The following is a 16,432-nucleotide window of genomic DNA, read 5'->3' on the forward strand; positions in this document are numbered from 1 at the left end:
GCGCAAGGCACTCGGGTGGAGAACGCCCGGCGAGGCCCTTAACGATCTGTTATCGTCCACTCAGGACAAATGTGTTGCAACGACTGGTTGAAACCGGTCAGTACACCAGCGCCCAACACGCCCGCCTCGCCGCCACGCACGGCATCCGCCTGTCCACCAGCCGCCGCGGGCAATGCTGGGACAACGCGGTCGCCGAGTCGTTCTTCGCCACGATCAAAACCGAGCTGCTGCACCGACAGCCGTGGCCCACCCACACCGCCGCCCGCCAAGCCATATTCGAGTACATCGAAGGCTGGTACAACACCCGCCGCCGACACTCCTCACTGGGCTACCTCAGCCCAGCCACCTACGAAACCGCCCACCGCACCACCCAGCCACAACGGCTGGCAGCCTAGATAAGATCACCACATCGACCCCGTCCGTCGAATCGGGTCAAGCCCAGTCGACCTCCCGCGTCATGCGCTGCCGCAGCTACTGATGGGCGTGCAGCGTGACCTCATCGGCTTCCTGGACGCCTTGGCCAGATGGGCTGAACGGGCCGACCTGGGCCGGCAAGGGACCGCCTTGATGAGGGCGATCGACCACAGCTTCACGATCACTGCACCTTGGGACTCGCCGGAGAGTTAGCGGACCGTCCACGGGCCGGTTTCGGCTTGCGCGGTGCTGACATCGACACATGCCGGCATCCGCTTCTGCCGCATGGTCAGCGCGGAGGGGCAGCTCAGTCGAACCAGTTGAAGAGCAGGTCACCGAGCCGACTCGGTTGGTGGTAGGCGACATCCTGGCGTTCTTCTCCGGTAAGAAGACGCAGGTGTCGGTCTTCAAGCGGCTGATTTAGCTCTGCCGTGGTAGCGAGACGCAGCGCTGCGCGGCGGTAGATCTCACCGCCGGGGACGTCAACGAACACCGCGTTGACCATGTGGGGATCTTGTCGTTCGGCTCCAGCGACCAGGAATGCCGCAGCGTTGAAGAGGATGCTCAAGGGCCTGCCGTCACGAAGTCGCACACCGACCCTGTAGTGGTTTCGGCCGGTCGTCGGCTCCTCGACCGAGGTTGTGACCACACCGCCGACTGCCCTGGTGCTGGCGTACACCATGGCCAGCCAGGTGGCACTGGCCGCCTGATCTGGGTGCGGTTTGGTCACTCCCGCCTGGAGCAGTTGGGTGATTTCCACGCAGGGATCATCCGGCATTGCGGCGCCGACGGCGTATCTCAGGAACGGACGGCCTCACGCTGTGTCGAGGCCAACCTCGTGCACGCATCTGCCGCGAGGTGCGCTACCCAGTGTCCCGCCGAGCTGGCCTGAGCTCCGTCCGGACGTGCCGATGAGCGGTTGCTGTCCCGGTCAGGTGCTCGAAGGAGTGCCTAGCGGTTTGGGGCGTCGGCCCGTTGAACGTCACTGAGCAGCTGGCGGGCACCTTGGCGGACAACGTTCCAGTCGGTCTTCGGACAGCGGTCGAGGTTCCTGGCGAGCCAATGCCGCCGGTCTTCGTGTTCCCGCCGCAGATGGACGAGGTCAAGGTCCACGCCAGGTAGCCCGCCGCGGCGTTTCAACTCCTCGACCCGCTGCCCCATGGCGTCCATCAGCTCGCGGTTGAGGGTGTGCACGGCCTCGAGGTATGCGGTGGTCGGGACGCTGAGCCGGACTGTGGGGTCGGCGGTGAAACCGAGCTCGCCGTCGTCCTCGTGCCGCCAATCCATGGTGATCTCGTCGCGATCGCCGCGGATGGTACGCCAGAGCCTGAGCTTGGGAGGATTGCGCAGGTAACCGAAGTCCAGATGGTGCTCGCCGTGCCAGATCGCGGCCGTGACGACCGGATGGTCGGGCACATCCGCGTTCCCGTCGTCGATCCGTTCGTCATCCGGTTCGGTCACGAACTCGAGCGGGTCACACGTCCACTGCGCGGGGCCGGAGGCAATGAATGGCTGCAGGTCGTCGGGCACCGGCTCCAGCACCTTAGGTGTAAGGGCAATGACGTCTTCCCAGAGCCGGGCCAGGTAGTAGTCGATGTAGGGGTGCGGGTGAACTTCCCGGGTGCGGCACAGCAGCTCTTGCCCGCTTGCTTCGAGCCAGTACCAGCCCTCGGTGAGCCCGAACCAGTGGAGCCTCGGCTGGTCACTGCCCCACGGCGACACCTCGTTCAGTGGGTGCAGCCCGAACCGGAACCTGATCATTAAGGCAGTATCCGGTAACGTCCGGCGGGCGATCGAAAGCCCCCGTCGAGTGCGTGCGGCGGTCAGCTGGTCGCGCGTTCCCACGGGCGCTCGATCCACGGATTGCTGTCGAGGTATGCCGTGAGTCTGGGAAATCGCTGCCGCGTGCGGGTCTCGTCGGTCAGGTCGGCCGGAGTTCCGACGGGTGTGTCTGATCCGGAAGGCCCGTCTATAGCGAACGGAGCCCCGGTTGCGGCGATGTGCGCCTCGAGCGGGAGGCCGCAGAACCAGTCGATCCGAGCGTTGCGCCGGTCGGGTGCCAACTCGACAAGGCTGTCAGGGTCGTCCTGGACGCGCTGGACGGTTTGCCGCCCGTGCGACAGGATCCAGTCCTGCACCGAGAGAAAGTCATCGTCGTCCAAGAGGCCCAACAGGAGTGTCGCAGCGTCCCGGATCGGCCAGCGGTAGAGCTCGTCCTGTGCCTGGAACCAGAGTTCCTCAAACTGTTCGATTTCGTCCGGAGTCAACGCGTGAAGGCTGCGGAGGAGCACCTGGGCGACGCGTTCGGTGTCGGCGCCCACCTCAGCCCGGGCGCCTTCGACGATGCGCCAGAACACCGCCCACTCCACTGCCAGACCGTACCACGCCGGTCCTGTGCGTCGGAGGTCGCCGCACGGAGCCTTCCGAAGGCCGCCAGGTGAGCCTGAGCCGACGTGATTCAAGATCGGGCATCCGCATCTGCCGCTCTCGGCGCGCGAGCGGCAGATTGCGGGTGAGGCCCTGGATGATCACCGTGCGCAGCACGATTCCGCCGATGTTCGGCGAGCCCCGGCCCGGCATGTAGCGGCGCATCATGCTGGGGATCTTGATCGTGACCCAGAGCACGACGATGACGAGCATCAGGTTCAACGTGTCCGACCCGGGCAGACCGAGCAGGATCGGCAGGTTCTGCTCCGGATCGATCAGCAGGTTGATGCCGACCGTAAACGCGACCGCCTGCAGCGTGGGCGTGGCGACACACCCCAGCAGGGTGCGCCACCACAGGCCGGCGGCACCCTGCGTCCACGGGGTGGCGTAGCAGGCCAGCGCCACCGGCGCGACCCCGGCCAGGATGACCAGCACTGCGACCCGCACAAGCCAACTGCCGACGAGCATGAACATCAACACGACGATGAGCAGTCCGATGACGGCGACCAAGAGCGCGGCGCTCTCGTCAGCCATCGCCGAGCGGATGCGAACCGTGGAGAAGTTGACCGCATCGGTGGTCGGCGCGGACGCCCCGACGAGCGACACCGTCAGGGCGTTGGCGATGTCGACGACAGTCGCTGTCAGCGGGACCGAGAACGCGGACAGGACGAATCCGACGACGAGGCGCGGGATCAGTTCCTTGATGCCGTAGCGGGTCTCGACCGAGTCACCGACCATCGTGGTGATGCCCGCGGCGATGATCGCGAGCACGAAGCAGGCGTTGACGACCAGCGCGCTCTTGGCGGCGATCGCCTGCACCTGCGGCAGGACGGTGACGTCCGGTGACAGGAAGATCGAGGATGTCAGGAAGGCCAACAGCGCGCCGAGAAGGTCGACGACCCTCTCGGCGAGCCAGTTGACCAGGCCGTTCATCAGCCAGATGACCATGACCGGTAGCCGCCTCAGCCGCCGATGATGTCCTGCAGCACCTGCAGGACCACCGGGGACAGCACTGCGAGGGCGTAGCCGATCAGCGCGGACTTGAAGTTGCCCTTGGCCTGCTCGACCTGCGCCGGGTCACCTCCGGCGGCCATGTAGCGCAAGCCGCCGATGACCAGGAACATCGTCGCGACCAGCGCGATGATGCCCATGATCCAGCCGGTGATGCCGTCGATGACCTGAGGGATGCTGTTGGCCGCCATCGGCTGCGGCGCGGCGGCGAGATCGGACAGAATTGACATAGTCGTGTGCATGGCAGCGCTCCACAAGGAATCTGCGGGCCGCCGCGGTGGGGACCAAGGCGCAAGACCGGTGTGGCCCGGTGGGGGCGCTCCTCCTCGCCAGTAAGCGAAGGGTTGCGGTGTCAGTACGCCGCGCCAGCCGTGCCGGACCGTGGGCCTCGCCGGAAGGAGTGGCCCCCACCGGGCGGGCATGCCGTGGATGACATGCACCGCCCAGATCTCGGCTGTCAGGCCGATCGAACCCGGCGAGCACCTGTCACGTGCTGTCACCACCAGTCAGCACGCTTCGCCACCGCCTGTCCTGTCTCAGTTGACCTGCACCGCTTCCTGATTTGTTGCCCCGACCAATGTGTGTTTCTCAGCGCAGCTGCTCCGGCGGGCTGGTGGTTGAGGTCAGGGTCACGGCTGGTCATGCTGTAGGGGGCGTGTCAGATCGCGACACTCAGATCACTGTGTGGCTGTCCGCAGCTGTTCCGATCATGGCTTTGGGGGCCATACGGCGAGGTCGCCGCCCGGCAGGCTGACGAAAAGCATGCCGTTGGGCCCGGTTGCGGTCCATGCCTCATAGCGCGGATCGGGATCGACCGTGAGCTTGCGGCCGGTGCCGAAGACGATGCGCAGAGCTCCGGACTTGAACGCGACTGCCGACCTCACTTCCGTATTGAACAGTGCGAGACCGGCGGCGACGTCCTGCCGTTCGGGGTCCAGTTCGACCTTGTCAGGCCGGTCGGCGATGTTGACCCAGGCCAACGTGGCGGTGTTGTTGATCCTCACCGTGCCTCGGTCATCGAGGTTGAGGCCGAGCGCGAAGTCGACTTGGATCTGTGTGACGGTGAGGCCTCGAAACGGCAGGACCCAGCGGTCTTCGCGCTCGGTCAAGGTCGGCGCCCGGTCGGTCACCGGGTCAGTCTGCCACCCTCCGATAGTGGCGTCACGGCAGTTTGCCTCCGGTCTGGCTTGTCCGTCAGCTGAATCGCAGGCTGAGAAGGGACACCGCCTCGACGTAGTGGCGCGTGGCTGTGCACACGAACGACCGCCCCAGGGCGAACCTGGCGCGGTCGTGTCCCGGTAAGGGCTGGGTGCGGTCAGGCCGCCACGGCGGCCTCCCGGCGGCTGGGCGAGCGGGCCGCGCCGGAAAGGTCCCCTCGGGTGACGGCCGCGGCCACCACGCGCTCGGCGCGACGGCGACGCATCCGCAGGACCGACGCGGTGACGCCCCGTTCGGCGGCCAGGTGCTCGATCAGCGCGTCACCGAAGCGGGTCGCGCTGATCACCTCGGCGGCGTCGGCGGGGATGAGGCCGGCGGCGACCGCCCGGCCGAGCAGCAGGTCCGGGTGCCCGTAAGGCATCTGCGGTGACCGTGAGCCGGTGGACAGGTCCAGCGGCAGCTCCTCGCCGTCGTCGGCTTTGACGACAGCGACTCCTGCACGCCAGGCCGCCCAGCACAGCCGCAGCCACAGCCGGGGCGGGGCCAGGTCCGCCGTGCGCAGTGCGTGCAGGAAACCAGCCAGGACTTCGGAGTCCACGTCGTCGGCGTGCCGGGCGTAGCCGCGGCTGATCTTGGCCGCGAGGTGCGTCAGCGCGGGCAGCGCCACGCCGATCGCCCCGACGACCCACGCCGGTCCCCACTCGCGGGCGTGGCGGGCCAGCTGCCGCCACAGCTCGTCGGTGGTGTCGCTGTCGTAGCGCTCGTACACCAGCAGTTTGCGCAGCGCGTCCAGCGGCATCGTCGCATCCGGCAGGCCCGGCACAGGCCGGGCGTCAAACACCAACGGTGCAGGCTCGCAGGTCAGTAGATCGAACGCCGTCTCGGCGCTGGCCAGCGCTGATCCGGCCCTTGTCGTGCGGGTGGTCGTTGCCATGGTGGTGTCCCCCTCGACAGGGGCCTTCGCCCTATGCGACGGCCCCGAGGCATCCGATTGGGACAGCTCGACCTGACATCACGAGCGGTTGTCAGAACGAGACAGGTCGTGTCCGGTCGTGTCAGGTGCACCGCCGCGCCGACGGCCCACGCGCCCGCTGACCGGCCTGTCAGACGGACCAGGCTGACCGGTCCTGTCAGGGCGGGGGCGGGTTCGATCGGCCTGTCACCGGCGCACTGGGAATCGTCAGTACGCCCGCCGGTCCGGGGGCCACCGATCCCATGACCGACAGAATCCATCGCCGCGCGCCGGTCCCCGTGGGGGACGTGGTGCACGGCGACCTGCCCGTGCCGATCACCCTGTGGCCGGTCCCCGCCCCAGATCAGGGTGAGACCATGTCCAACGCGATGGGCGTGCGGCTGGTCCACAACCTCACCCACCCATCTGATCTGGTCATCGACCTGGCCGAGGGCCCGCAGCTGGCCCGCGCGGTCATCGCGGCTCACCGGCGCAGTCACCTTCAGGTCGCCCGCACGGTCGGCTGGGGCCGCGAGCCGGCGACGCTGATCGTCACCGGCTGGCCGGTCCCTGACACCCAGCCGGTCGAGTTCTTCGGCCGCTGCCGCGCCAGCCTCCTGCCGGGCGGCTGCGTGGCGGTGCTGCTACCACACGGAGACGTCACCCTGCCGGTCGACGTCGTCATCGCCGCGAAGCGGTCCGGACTGGCGTACCTGCAACACATCGTGGCGGCCGACCGGCAGCCCCGTCGTGGCCAGCAGGTGCAGCTGAACATCCACACCGATGTTCTGCTCCTGGCCAAAAGCGTGCACACCGGCGGCGCCGATGAATGATGCCCTACCGATCACCTCGGTCTGGCTGACCTGCCAGATACCCGCCCGTGACCAGCGGCGGGGCCGCTATGTCCCACAGACTTCCAGCCACCCGGCCAAGATGCTGCCTCATCTCGCCGCACACGCGATCAGCTCGTACAGCGAGCCGGGTGACCTGGTGTTCGACCCCATGTGCGGGGCGGGCACCACGCTGGTCGAGGCCATGCACCTCGGCCGGCAGGGCATCGGGATCGACATCGAGCCCCGCTACGCCGCATTGGCCGAGGCCAACAGGGCCTTCGCCGCGTCGAAGGGGGCGGCCGGCACGGCGGCGGTACTCACCGGGGACGCCACCGGTCTGCTCGACCTGGTTCCCGCGTCCGCGGTCGGCCGGGTGGGACTCGTGCTCACCTCACCGCCGTACGGGCGCGGGACCCACGGCCTCGTGCGGACAACGAGTACCGGGATACGCAAGCGGGACCACCACTATGGGGACCGGGAAAGCGGCAACCTCGCGTATGCGGGATGGTCCCGCTTGCTCGACGGGTTCGCTTCGATCCTGGCCGCCAGCTACCACCTTCTACGGCCCGGCGGGACCGTCGTGATCACCTGCCGGCCGGTACGCCGCGAACGCGACGACCTGATCGACCTACCCGGCGAACTACTGACCACAGCCCGGTCGGTCGGGTTGACTGCCGTGGAGCGGTGCGCGGCGATGCTCGCCGCCGTCCGCGACGACGGACAGATCGTGCACCGGGCCAACATGTTCGCACTGATGGCGGCTTGGAACGGTTACGAGGGCCGGCACTGGGCGGAACACCGCCGCCGCTACGACGCGGTGAACGGCGGCTTCAACGAACTGCTGCTCGCCGCCGTCGCGCCCGGTGACCGGGTGCTCGACGTCGGGTGCGGCACCGGCCAGCTCACCCGCCTGGCCGCCGGCCGCAGCGCCACCGGGACGGCGCTCGGGGTCGACCTGTCGGCGCCCATGCTTGCCGCCGCCCGGGCCGCGGCGGTCGCCGAGGCGGTGTCGAACGTCGACTTCCTCCGCGCCGACGCCCAGGCGTACCCGTTCATCCCCGGCGGCGTCGACGTGGTGCTGAGCCGGTTCGGGGTGATGTTCTTCGCCGACCCGGTCGCCGCCTTCGCCAATCTGGCCCGGGCGCTGCGCCCCGGCGGGCGGCTGGCCTTCGTCTGCCTGGACGACTGGCGTCGCGGTGACCTCGGCGCGGCGCTCGCGCCCGTCGCCGCGCTGCCGCCGCCGGCCGGTGCCGAGCCCGCCGCCGACGGCGGGCCGCTGTCGCTCGCCGACCCGGCGGTGACCCGCGCGGTGCTCACCGACGCCGGGCTCGTCGACGTCGACTGCGCGCCCCGGCTGGTGGCCGGCGCCTGGGGCCGGGACGCCGCCGAGGCCGGCGGATTCCTGGCCGGCTGGGGGCCGGTCCAGCACCGGCTCGCGCCGCTGGACCCGGCCGTCGGCGACCGGGTCCGGGACGAACTGGTGGCGGCCATGCGCCCGTACGAGAGCCCGCACGGCGTCCGGCTGCGCCTAGCGGCCTGGCTGGTGACCGCCCGGCGACCCGGCTGAGGGCCGGCTGCGACCGCTGCCGGCGCCGGCAGCGGTCGGGGGGGCCGGCGCCGGCAGCGCGGTCACCTAGGATCGCGATGATGGCACCGAGGAGAGCCGCCGCGCTGCGCGGCGGTGAGCAGAGCCTGCGCGAGCACCTGATCGCCGCCGCCGTACGCCTGATGGCGGGTCGCGGGGCGGCCGGGCTGACCGTCCGCGACATCGCCCGGGAGGCCGGCGTCGCCGACGGGGTGCTCTACAACCACTTCGCCGACAAGGAGGAACTGCTCGCCCACGCGCTGCACGCGCACGTGCGCGCGGTCGAGGTCGCGCTCGGCGACGCCGTCCCGCAGCCGGGGAACGGCCCTCTGGCCGGCAACGTCCGGGCCTGGCTGGACCGGGCGCTGGCCCTGCACGCCGCGATCCTGCCCGCCCTCGCCGGGCTGACCACCCAGCCGAAGCTGCTGGCCCGGCTCGCCGGCCTGCCCGCGCTGCCGGCCGGCGACCCCGGCGTCCGGGCCGGGTTCGCCGACTATCTGCGGGCCGAGCAGCGACTCGGCCGGGTGGCGGCGACGGCCAGTCCGGAGGCGGCGGCGACGCTGCTCGTCGGCGTCTGTCACGACCTGGTCCTCGGCCGCCTGATCGGCCCGGCCGACGCGTCGCGGGCCCCCGCCCAGGAGCTGGTCACCGCCCTTGTCGACACGCTGCTGCGCGGGGTGGCGGCGACCGACGCCGACTGAGCGGCGCGCGGCGTTCCGGGCCGTCAGCGGCGGAACATCGCCCGGATCGCGATCAGCAGGAACAGGGCGCCGACCACCAGGCCGAGCAGGCGTACGCCGGGGATGTCGGCGGCGCTCGTGGCGTCGGCGAGCGGCAGGGCGAACATGGCTGAACTCTCCCACGGGCCGCGCCGGCGACGCCAGCGGCTAACAGTAAGGATTGTTGACTATTTAGCTGCGCGGTGTGACCATGTGAGCACCCGTCGGTCGTGGCGGGTCCGTGGGGGAGACGGGGGAACGACAGCACATGAGCGAGCGGAACATGGGAGCCACCGGAGACCTGGCGGCGCTCGCCGCCGCCGTCCTGCAACCCGGGTTCGTTGGCACCGTCCCACCACCCTGGGTCTGCCGCTGGCTCGGCGAAGGGCTCGGCTCGGTGGTCCTCTTCGCCCGCAACGTCATCGACCACGAACAGGTCGCGACACTCACCGCGAGCCTGCGGGCGGAGCGGCCGGACGTGATCGTGGCCATCGACGAGGAGGCCGGCGACGTCACCCGGATCGAGTCGGCCCGGGGCAGCTCCCGACCCGGCAACTTCGCCCTCGGCGCGGTGGACGACCCGGCGCTGACCGAGGAGGTCGCCCGCGACCTGGGCGCCGAACTCGCCGCCGTCGGCGTCACGCTCGACTACGCCCCGGACGCCGACGTCAACTCCAACCCGGCCAACCCGGTCATCGGGGTGCGCTCCTTCGGCGCCGACCCGGAGCTCGTGGCCCGCCACACCGCCGCCTGGGTGCGCGGCCTCCAGGCCGGCGGCGTCGCCGCCTGCGCCAAGCACTTCCCCGGGCACGGTGACACCCGGGTCGACTCCCACCACGACCTGCCCCGCATCGGCGGCGACCGGGCCCGCCTCGACGCGGTGGAGCTGGCCCCGTTCCGCGCCGCGGTGGCCGCGGGGGCGCAGGCGGTGATGACCGGCCACCTGCTGGTGCCGGCCCTCGACCAGGACCTGCCGGCCACGCTCAGCGCGCGCATCCTGGGCGGGCTGCTCCGCGAGGAACTGGGCTTCGGCGGCGTGGTGGTGACCGACGCGGTGGAGATGCGCGCGGTGTCCGACAGGTACGGCTTCACCGGCGCGGCGGTGCGCGCGCTCGCCGCCGGCGCCGACGCCATCTGCGTGGGCGGGGAGCGCGCCACCGAGGCCGACGCCCGCGAGCTGCGCGACGCGATCGTCGCCGCGGTGGTGAGCGGGGAACTGCCCGAGGAACGCCTGGCCGAGGCGGCCAAGCGGGTCGGTCAGCTCGCCGCGTGGAGCGTCGCCACCCGCGCCCGCCGGAGCGCCGGCCCGGCGTCTCCCGGCGAGTCACCCATCGGCCTGGTCGCCGCCCGCCGGGCGGTTCGGGTCACCGGCGACGCCGGGCTGCTGCCGCTGGCCGGGCCGGCGCACGTGGTCGAGTTCGCGCCGCCCCGCAACATCGCCATCGGTGAGGAGACGCCGTGGGGCATCGCCGCGCCCCTGACCCACCTGTCGCCCGGCACCACCACCGCCCGGTACGCCGCCGACGCCGTCCCCGCCGACCCGGCCACCGGCCCGGCCGACCGGCCGCTGGTGCTCGTCGTGCGGGACCTGCACCGGCACGGGTGGATGCGGGACGCGGTGGCCCGGGCGCTCGCCGCCCGCCCGGACGCGGTGGTGGTCGAACTGGGCGTGCCCGAGCTGGCGACCGGCCGGGTGCACCTGGCCACCCACGGCGCCACCGCGGCGGCGGCGCGGGCCGCCGCCGAGCTGCTGGCCGGGACCCGGTGAACTCCCGGCCCGGCCGGGTGGGGAGGTCCCCCGGCCGGGCCGGGTCTCAGGGCGCGTCGACCACGAGGTCGGCGTACTCCGGGTGGCGCTCGACGAACGCGGCGACGAACGGGCACCGGGGCACCACCCGGCCGCCGCGGGCACGGATCTGGTCCAGCATGCCGCCGACAAGCGCGGCGCCCACGCCCTGCCCCTGGTAGCGGTCGTCGACCTCGGTGTGCGTGAAGACCAGCACCTCGCCGCGCGGCAGGTACGCGCTGAACCCGGCCAGCGCGTCGTCGACCAGGATCTCGAAGCGGTGCTTGGCGGGGTTCTCCTCGACCAGGAAGCTCACCTGACCATCGTCCTCTCGTCGTCGGCCAGCCGGTCGACCTCGGCCAGCAGCCGGTCCACCTCGTCAGCCGTGTTGTAGTGGTAGACGCTGGCCCGCACCGCGCCGCCGGAGTCGCGCAGGCCCATGGCCTGGAAGTATTCATAGGCGTAGTAGTCGCCGGAGGAGAGGCAGAAGCCCGCCTCGCCGAGCGCCGCGGCGGTCCGGGCCGGAGCCTGGCCGGCCACCCGGAACGACACCGTGGGGCAGCGCCGGGCCGGTGCGCCGTAGACGGTGACGAACGGCCGGGACGTCAGCCCGGTGAGCAGCCGGTCGAAGACCGCCTCCTCGTGCGCCTGGGCGGCGGCCAGGCCGGCGCGTACCCGCTCCCGGCGGTCGCCGGACGCGGCCGGGTCGAGACCGGCCAGGTGGTCCACCGCGGCGGCCACGCCGGCAAGCAGCGGGAAGCTCGGGGTGCCGTACTCGAAGCGGTCCGGGACCCCGTCGGCCGAGGGAACCAGCTTCGCCGGGCGCAGCGTCGACCACCACGACGGGTCGGCGACCATCGCCGCCAGATGCGGCCCGGACCACTTGTACGCGCTTGTGACGAGCACGTCCGCGCCGAGTGAGGCCAGGTCGGTGGGGCCGTGCGGCACCGAGTGCACCCCGTCCACGCAGACGAGCGCGCCGGCGGCGTGCGCGGTCTTGGCGATCGCCGCCACGTCCGGCGCGGTGCCGATCGCGTTGCTGCCGGCGGTCACCGCGACCAGCCGGGTGCGCGCGGTGACCAGGTCGGCGTACTGGCCGGCGGGCAGCTCGCCGGTGCCCCGGTCGAACTCGGCCCAGCGCACGGTCGCCCCGGCCGCCTCGGCGGCCTGCACCCAGGGGCGGACGTTGGCGTCGTGGTCCAGCCGCGACACCACCACCTCGTCGCCCGGCCGCCAGCCCGCGCCGAGCGTGCGGGCAAGCGTGTAGGTGAGCGCGGTGGCGCTCGGCCCCAGCACCACGCCCGCCGGGTCCGCGCCGAGCAGGTCGGCGACCGCGGCCCGCGCGCCGGCGACCAGCTCCAGCGCGCGCCGGCCGGGGGCGAAGGCGGTGCTGCGGTTGCCCGTCGCGGTACGCATGGCGTCGGCCACCGCCTCGATCACCCCGGCGGCGGTCTGGGTGCCACCGGCGCCGTCGAAGTGCGCGAAACCCTCGCCCAGCGCGGGGTATCCGCCCCGCACCCGGGCAACATCAAAAGCCATTCCCGCACCCTAGCGCGCACGGAAGGGGGCGGTGGCCGGTGCGCCGTACCCTTGGGGAGGTGACGAACCGACGAGCCACCCTCGCTCCGACCCCCGCCCGACGCGCCGCCGGGATGCTCGCCGGTCTCGCCCTCGGCGCCGCGCTGCTCGCCGGATGCAGCTCGAACGGCGCCGACACCGACTGCGGCCTGGACGCCTGCACCATCACCTTCGACCGCGGGGTGGAGGCCAGCGCCACCATCCTCGGCGTCGAGGCGAAGCTGGTCGGCGCGCAGGGCGACCAGGTCACCGTCGAGGTGGCCGGCGAGCAGCTCTCGCTCACCGTCGGCCAGCAGGCCACCGAGGTCGGCGGCTTCCAGGTCAGCCTGGACGACGTCACCGACCAGCAGGTCGTGCTCCGGGTGGCCCGCAACCCCAACGGCTGATCCCTTTCGACGGGGCGTCCGCCGGCGGGCGGTGACGTTTGGAAAACCGCACGTCGGGAGATTGAGGGCGCATGTCTGTCACCCGAAACGCCGGAGCCACCGCCTCCCGGGCCAAGAACAGCCGGTGGCTCGAACTGCTGACCCGCGCCGGTTTCATCGGCTATGGAATCGTGCACCTCCTCCTCGCCTGGCTGGCGTTGCAGATCGCCTTCGGCAAGTCCGGGGAGGAGGGCAACCAGAACGGTGCCCTGCGTACGCTCGGCGAGCAGCCGCTCGGCAAGTTCGTCCTGGTCGCGATCGCCGTCGGCCTCTTCGCCATGGCGATCTGGCAGGCCAGCGAGGCGCTTGTCGGCCACCAGTCGAAGTCCGGCAAGGAGCGGACCTTCGAGCGGATCGCCTCGGTCGTCCGCGTGATCGTCTTCGTCTGGTTGGGCTGGACCGCGATCAAGGTCGTCCGGGACGCCAGCGCCAACTCCTCGAACCAGCAGCAGCAGCTCACGGAGAAGCTGATGGCCTCCGACGGCGGCCGGTGGCTGGTCGGCCTGGCCGGGCTGGTGCTCGCCGCGGTCGGCGTGGGCATGGTGATCTACGGCCTGAAGAAGAAGTTCGAGCGCAACCTCAAGACCGGCGAGATGAGCCGCAAGACGCACCAGCTCACCCGTCGTCTCGGCATGGCCGGGTACGCCGCCCGGGGCGCGGTGTTCGCCATCGCCGGCCTGCTCATCGTGGTCGCGGCCGTGAAGTACGACCCGGAGAAGGCGCGCGGCCTGGACGCCGCCCTGCGGACGTTGCGCGACCAGGCGTACGGCCCGTGGCTGCTGGCGCTGATGGCGCTCGGGATCGCCGCGTTCGGCGTCTACTGCTTCTTCCAGTCCCGCTACCGCAAGGTCTGAGAGCCTGGTCGATATCCGGACCGCCGGGCACCATTGGGCCTTTGCCCGATTCCGCCGGGCGGAGGGAGAGATGTCGTGCAGAGCTACCTGGTGACCGTCGCCGCCGCGCTCGCTGCGGCGGCGGTCGCGTTGGTGCTGGTCCAGGTCGTGCATCGGGTGACCCGCCGGCTCGGCCGCCGCTCGCAGTTGATGACCGAGCTGACCGAGCACTCCCACCGCGCGTTCCAGGTCGCCGCGACAGTGGTCGGCGTGCAGCTCGCGGTCCGGTTCACCACGCTCTACGCGGTGGGCAGCCCGTGGCGGCGGTTCGTCCTGCACACGCTGGTGCTGGCCATGATCGCCGCGCTCGCCTGGCTGGTTGCCTCGCTGCTCGTGGTGGCGGAGGACACCGCGCTGGCCCGGTTCCGGATGGACGTGCCGAACAACAGGCACGCCCGGCGGGTGCGCACCCAGGTGGTGCTGCTGCGCCGGCTGACCATCGCGGTGATCGTGATCCTGGCCGTCGGCGTGATGCTCATGACGTTCCCGGCCGTACGCGGTGTCGGCGCCGGCGTGCTCACCTCCGCCGGTGTGATCGCCGCGGTCGCCGCGCTCGCCGCGCAGAGCCTGCTCGGCAACGTCTTCGCCGGCCTCCAGCTCGCCTTCAGCGACGCGGTCCGCCTCGACGACGTGGTCGTGATCGAGGGGGAGTGGGGCCGGGTCGAGGAGTTGACGCTCAGCTACGTGGTGGTGCAGATCTGGGACGACCGCCGACTGATCCTGCCGACCTCGTACTTCACCAGCAGGCCGTTCCAGAACTGGACCCGCACCGAGGCGAAGGTGCTCGGCACCGCCGAGTTCGACCTGGACTGGGCGATCCCGGCGCAGGCCATGCGGGAGGAGCTGCGGCGGCTCTGCGAGGGCACCGACCTCTGGGACGGCCGGGTCTGCGTGCTCCAGGTGACCGACGCCACCGGCGGCATGGTCAAGGTCCGCGCGTTGGTGAGCGCCGCCGACGCGGGCAGCCTCTGGGACCTTCGCTGCCTGGTCCGCGAGAACCTGGTGGCCTGGGTCCGCGACCACCGCCCGACCGCGCTGCCCCGGCTGCGCACCGAGGTGGGCGAGGCGACCGGATCGCTGCCCTGGCAGGTGGCGCAGCCGCGCCGGCCGGTCCGCCGGCCGGCCGACACCGAGGCACCCGACGACGCGCGGGTCTTCGGCGGCAGCGACGACGGCGAGGCGCGCAGCGAGGTGTTCGTGGGCCGGGAGGACCACGCCGAGGCCCGGCGCTGAGCGCGTACCCGATCGGAGCCCCCGGCCGTCCGCGCGGCGCCGGGGGTTCCGCGCGCCCGGTGGGGTCCGTGACCCCGGCGCCGCCCGGCGCGTTGTCCCGGCAGGGACGGTACGCGGCGGGTCGGGCCGTTCGCGGAGTCTCGGGCCGAGTGGGTTTGATCGGCGGTGTTCCGGGGGACCTGCTGCCCACGCCCCGGACTCCGGCCGCCCGACGCCGGGCTCCGGCGACGCGCGGCCGGGCCGACCGGCCGCTCCGCGCAGGATTGACGGGCGGCGACTCCGGGCATACAGCGCGGTGATGACGAAAGGAGGACAGCATGGCTGACGTCGCGAGTCGCAGCGCGTCCCAGACCGGGCACGAGCCGTCCACCGCCGAACTGGTGCAACGGGCCACCGAGCAGGTCACCCGCCTGATGCGGGACGAACTGGCCCTGGCCCGGGCGGAGCTGACCCAGAAGGGCAAGCACGCCGGGATCGGGATCGGTCTGTTCGGCGGCGGCGGGGTGATGGCGCTCTACGGCGCCGGCGCGCTCGTCGCCACCGTGATCCTGCTGCTGGCGCTTGTCATGCCCGCGTGGCTGGCCGCCCTGATCGTGGCGGTGGCGTTGTTCCTGCTCGCCGGGATCCTGGCGCTCGTGGGCAAGAAGCAGGTCAGCCGTGCCGTCCCGCCGGTGCCGGAGGCGGCGGTCCGCAGTGTCCGCGCGGACGTCGACACGGTCACCGCCGCGGTGAAGGACGGGAGGCGGGCATGAGCGGCAACGGAACCGGCAACGGGTCGGGGGATGTGGCGGCGCTCCGGGAGGAGATCCGCCGGACCCGGGTGGAACTCGGTGAGACGATGGAGCTGCTGGCGGCCCGGGCCGATCCGAAGGCGCTGGTGCGGCACTCCGCCGAGCAGGCCAAGGCGCGGATGCGCGAGCAGGCGGCGCTTACCGTGGCGCGGGCGCGCGGGCGGGCGGCGGAGCGGGTCCGGCTGGTCCGGGCGCAGGCGCACGGCTCCGGCGGCGCGGTCGGGCGCAGCCCGGTGCCGTGGGCGGCGGTCGCGGCCGGCGCGGTGGCGACCGTGGTGGTGCTGTTGGTGATCCGAGGGAGGCGCAGGTGAGCGGCAGGATCGGCAAGGCGGCGTACCGGCCGGTGGGCGTGCTGCTCGGCCTGGCCGCCGGTGCGGTCGCGGGCATGGTCTTCCGGCAGGTCTGGAAGCTGGCGGCGGGCGACGACGACGCGCCGAGCGCCACCGACGAGGACCGGCACTGGGGCGAGGTGATCGCCGCCGCGGCCCTCCAGGGGGCGATCTTCTCGGCGGTCCGCGCGGCCGTGGACCGGGGCGGCGCGGTCGGCGTACGGCGGCTGACCGGGCACTGGCCGGACTGATCAGATACGGATATTGACCCCTTTCCCACACCGTGGGGGAGGGGTCC

At 71.8% G+C, this 16,432-nt stretch carries 21 protein-coding genes; 11 read left to right on the forward strand and 10 right to left on the reverse strand.

Translation table 11 applies throughout. The annotated features are described in order from the left end of the window. Window positions 1–71 precede the first annotated feature (71 nt). A complete protein-coding gene (locus SM450_RS24240) occupies window positions 72–395 on the forward strand; it encodes an integrase core domain-containing protein (protein ID WP_474622073.1) in 324 nt (107 codons plus the stop codon). A gap of 326 nt (window positions 396–721) precedes the next feature. Here the strand turns inward: SM450_RS24240 and SM450_RS24245 are convergent, their stop codons facing one another. The 7 genes from SM450_RS24245 to SM450_RS24275 form a co-directional block, all read right to left on the reverse strand. Next, on the reverse strand, window positions 722–1,174 hold the full coding sequence (locus SM450_RS24245; RefSeq protein WP_474622074.1) for a hypothetical protein: 453 nt from the start codon (window positions 1,172–1,174) through the stop codon (window positions 722–724). 191 nt (window positions 1,175–1,365) lie between these two features. Beyond that, window positions 1,366–2,175 carry a DUF5984 family protein gene (locus tag SM450_RS24250; RefSeq protein ID WP_474622075.1) on the reverse strand — a complete coding sequence of 270 codons (810 nt, stop codon included), beginning with the start codon at window positions 2,173–2,175 and terminating at the stop codon, window positions 1,366–1,368. A 62-nt stretch (window positions 2,176–2,237) separates the two neighbouring features. Then, window positions 2,238–2,783 carry a DUF4240 domain-containing protein gene (locus SM450_RS24255; protein WP_474622076.1) on the reverse strand — a complete coding sequence of 182 codons (546 nt, stop codon included), beginning with the start codon at window positions 2,781–2,783 and terminating at the stop codon, window positions 2,238–2,240. Then, window positions 2,737–3,789, reverse strand: coding sequence for a conjugal transfer protein TrbL family protein (locus SM450_RS24260; RefSeq protein ID WP_474622077.1), 1,053 nt, complete (start codon window positions 3,787–3,789; stop codon window positions 2,737–2,739). The genes SM450_RS24255 and SM450_RS24260 overlap by 47 nt, the downstream gene beginning before the upstream one ends. Window positions 3,790–3,803: 14 nt before the next feature. Continuing rightward, window positions 3,804–4,082 (reverse strand): pilin, encoded by a 279-nt coding sequence (locus SM450_RS24265; protein WP_474622078.1) that lies wholly within the window; start codon window positions 4,080–4,082, stop codon window positions 3,804–3,806. 477 nt (window positions 4,083–4,559) lie between these two features. After that, the gene (locus SM450_RS24270) at window positions 4,560–4,982 is read right to left on the reverse strand and encodes a DUF6188 family protein (protein ID WP_474622079.1); all 423 of its coding nucleotides are present in this window, start codon (window positions 4,980–4,982) and stop codon (window positions 4,560–4,562) included. Window positions 4,983–5,167: 185 nt separating this feature from the next. Beyond that, window positions 5,168–5,809, reverse strand: a complete 642-nt coding sequence (locus SM450_RS24275) for a hypothetical protein (RefSeq protein WP_474622080.1) — start codon at window positions 5,807–5,809, stop codon at window positions 5,168–5,170. Window positions 5,810–6,339: 530 nt separating this feature from the next. Between SM450_RS24275 and SM450_RS24280 the strand changes: the two genes are divergently transcribed. The 3 genes from SM450_RS24280 (at window position 6,340) to SM450_RS24290 (ending at window position 9,081) form a co-directional block, all read left to right on the forward strand. Continuing rightward, a complete protein-coding gene (locus tag SM450_RS24280; protein ID WP_474622081.1) occupies window positions 6,340–6,795 on the forward strand; it encodes a hypothetical protein in 456 nt (151 codons plus the stop codon). Beyond that, on the forward strand, window positions 6,788–8,362 hold the full coding sequence (locus SM450_RS24285) for a methyltransferase domain-containing protein (protein WP_474622082.1): 1,575 nt from the start codon (window positions 6,788–6,790) through the stop codon (window positions 8,360–8,362). The genes SM450_RS24280 and SM450_RS24285 overlap by 8 nt, the downstream gene beginning before the upstream one ends. A gap of 80 nt (window positions 8,363–8,442) precedes the next feature. Next, a complete protein-coding gene (locus SM450_RS24290; protein WP_474622083.1) occupies window positions 8,443–9,081 on the forward strand; it encodes a TetR/AcrR family transcriptional regulator in 639 nt (212 codons plus the stop codon). 23 nt (window positions 9,082–9,104) lie between these two features. Here SM450_RS24290 and SM450_RS24295 read toward each other — a convergent pair whose 3' ends face one another. Continuing rightward, entirely contained in the window at window positions 9,105–9,227 is a 123-nt protein-coding gene (locus tag SM450_RS24295) for a hypothetical protein (RefSeq protein ID WP_474622084.1), read from the reverse strand. Between the two features lie 140 nt (window positions 9,228–9,367). On the opposite strand from SM450_RS24295, the gene SM450_RS24300 reads away from it, so the two are divergent. Further along, on the forward strand, window positions 9,368–10,867 hold the full coding sequence (locus tag SM450_RS24300; RefSeq protein WP_474622085.1) for a glycoside hydrolase family 3 protein: 1,500 nt from the start codon (window positions 9,368–9,370) through the stop codon (window positions 10,865–10,867). A gap of 46 nt (window positions 10,868–10,913) precedes the next feature. Here the strand turns inward: SM450_RS24300 and SM450_RS24305 are convergent, their stop codons facing one another. Further along, on the reverse strand, window positions 10,914–11,201 hold the full coding sequence (locus tag SM450_RS24305) for a GNAT family N-acetyltransferase (protein WP_281583802.1): 288 nt from the start codon (window positions 11,199–11,201) through the stop codon (window positions 10,914–10,916). After that, window positions 11,198–12,424, reverse strand: a complete 1,227-nt coding sequence (locus SM450_RS24310; protein ID WP_474622086.1) for a cysteine desulfurase-like protein — start codon at window positions 12,422–12,424, stop codon at window positions 11,198–11,200. The genes SM450_RS24305 and SM450_RS24310 overlap by 4 nt, the downstream gene beginning before the upstream one ends. A gap of 59 nt (window positions 12,425–12,483) precedes the next feature. Here SM450_RS24310 and SM450_RS24315 point away from each other — a divergent pair, with 59 nt between their 5' ends. From SM450_RS24315 to SM450_RS24340, 6 genes are all read left to right on the forward strand, one after another. After that, window positions 12,484–12,849, forward strand: coding sequence for a hypothetical protein (locus SM450_RS24315; protein WP_474622087.1), 366 nt, complete (start codon window positions 12,484–12,486; stop codon window positions 12,847–12,849). 71 nt (window positions 12,850–12,920) lie between these two features. Continuing rightward, complete coding sequence (locus SM450_RS24320) at window positions 12,921–13,742, forward strand: DUF1206 domain-containing protein (RefSeq protein ID WP_474622088.1); 822 nt, start codon at window positions 12,921–12,923, stop codon at window positions 13,740–13,742. Between the two features lie 75 nt (window positions 13,743–13,817). Next, the gene (locus SM450_RS24325; protein ID WP_474622089.1) at window positions 13,818–15,014 is read left to right on the forward strand and encodes a mechanosensitive ion channel family protein; all 1,197 of its coding nucleotides are present in this window, start codon (window positions 13,818–13,820) and stop codon (window positions 15,012–15,014) included. Between the two features lie 317 nt (window positions 15,015–15,331). Beyond that, window positions 15,332–15,766, forward strand: coding sequence for a phage holin family protein (locus SM450_RS24330; RefSeq protein ID WP_474622090.1), 435 nt, complete (start codon window positions 15,332–15,334; stop codon window positions 15,764–15,766). Further along, window positions 15,763–16,116: a DUF3618 domain-containing protein gene (locus SM450_RS24335; protein WP_474622091.1), complete on the forward strand. Its 354-nt coding sequence runs from the start codon at window positions 15,763–15,765 to the stop codon at window positions 16,114–16,116. The genes SM450_RS24330 and SM450_RS24335 overlap by 4 nt, the downstream gene beginning before the upstream one ends. Continuing rightward, window positions 16,113–16,385 (forward strand): DUF4235 domain-containing protein, encoded by a 273-nt coding sequence (locus tag SM450_RS24340; protein WP_474622092.1) that lies wholly within the window; start codon window positions 16,113–16,115, stop codon window positions 16,383–16,385. Before SM450_RS24335 ends, SM450_RS24340 begins: the two co-directional genes overlap by 4 nt. The last annotated feature ends 47 nt before the right edge of the window (window positions 16,386–16,432 follow it).

This window comes from Micromonospora marincola (genome assembly GCF_056150385.1).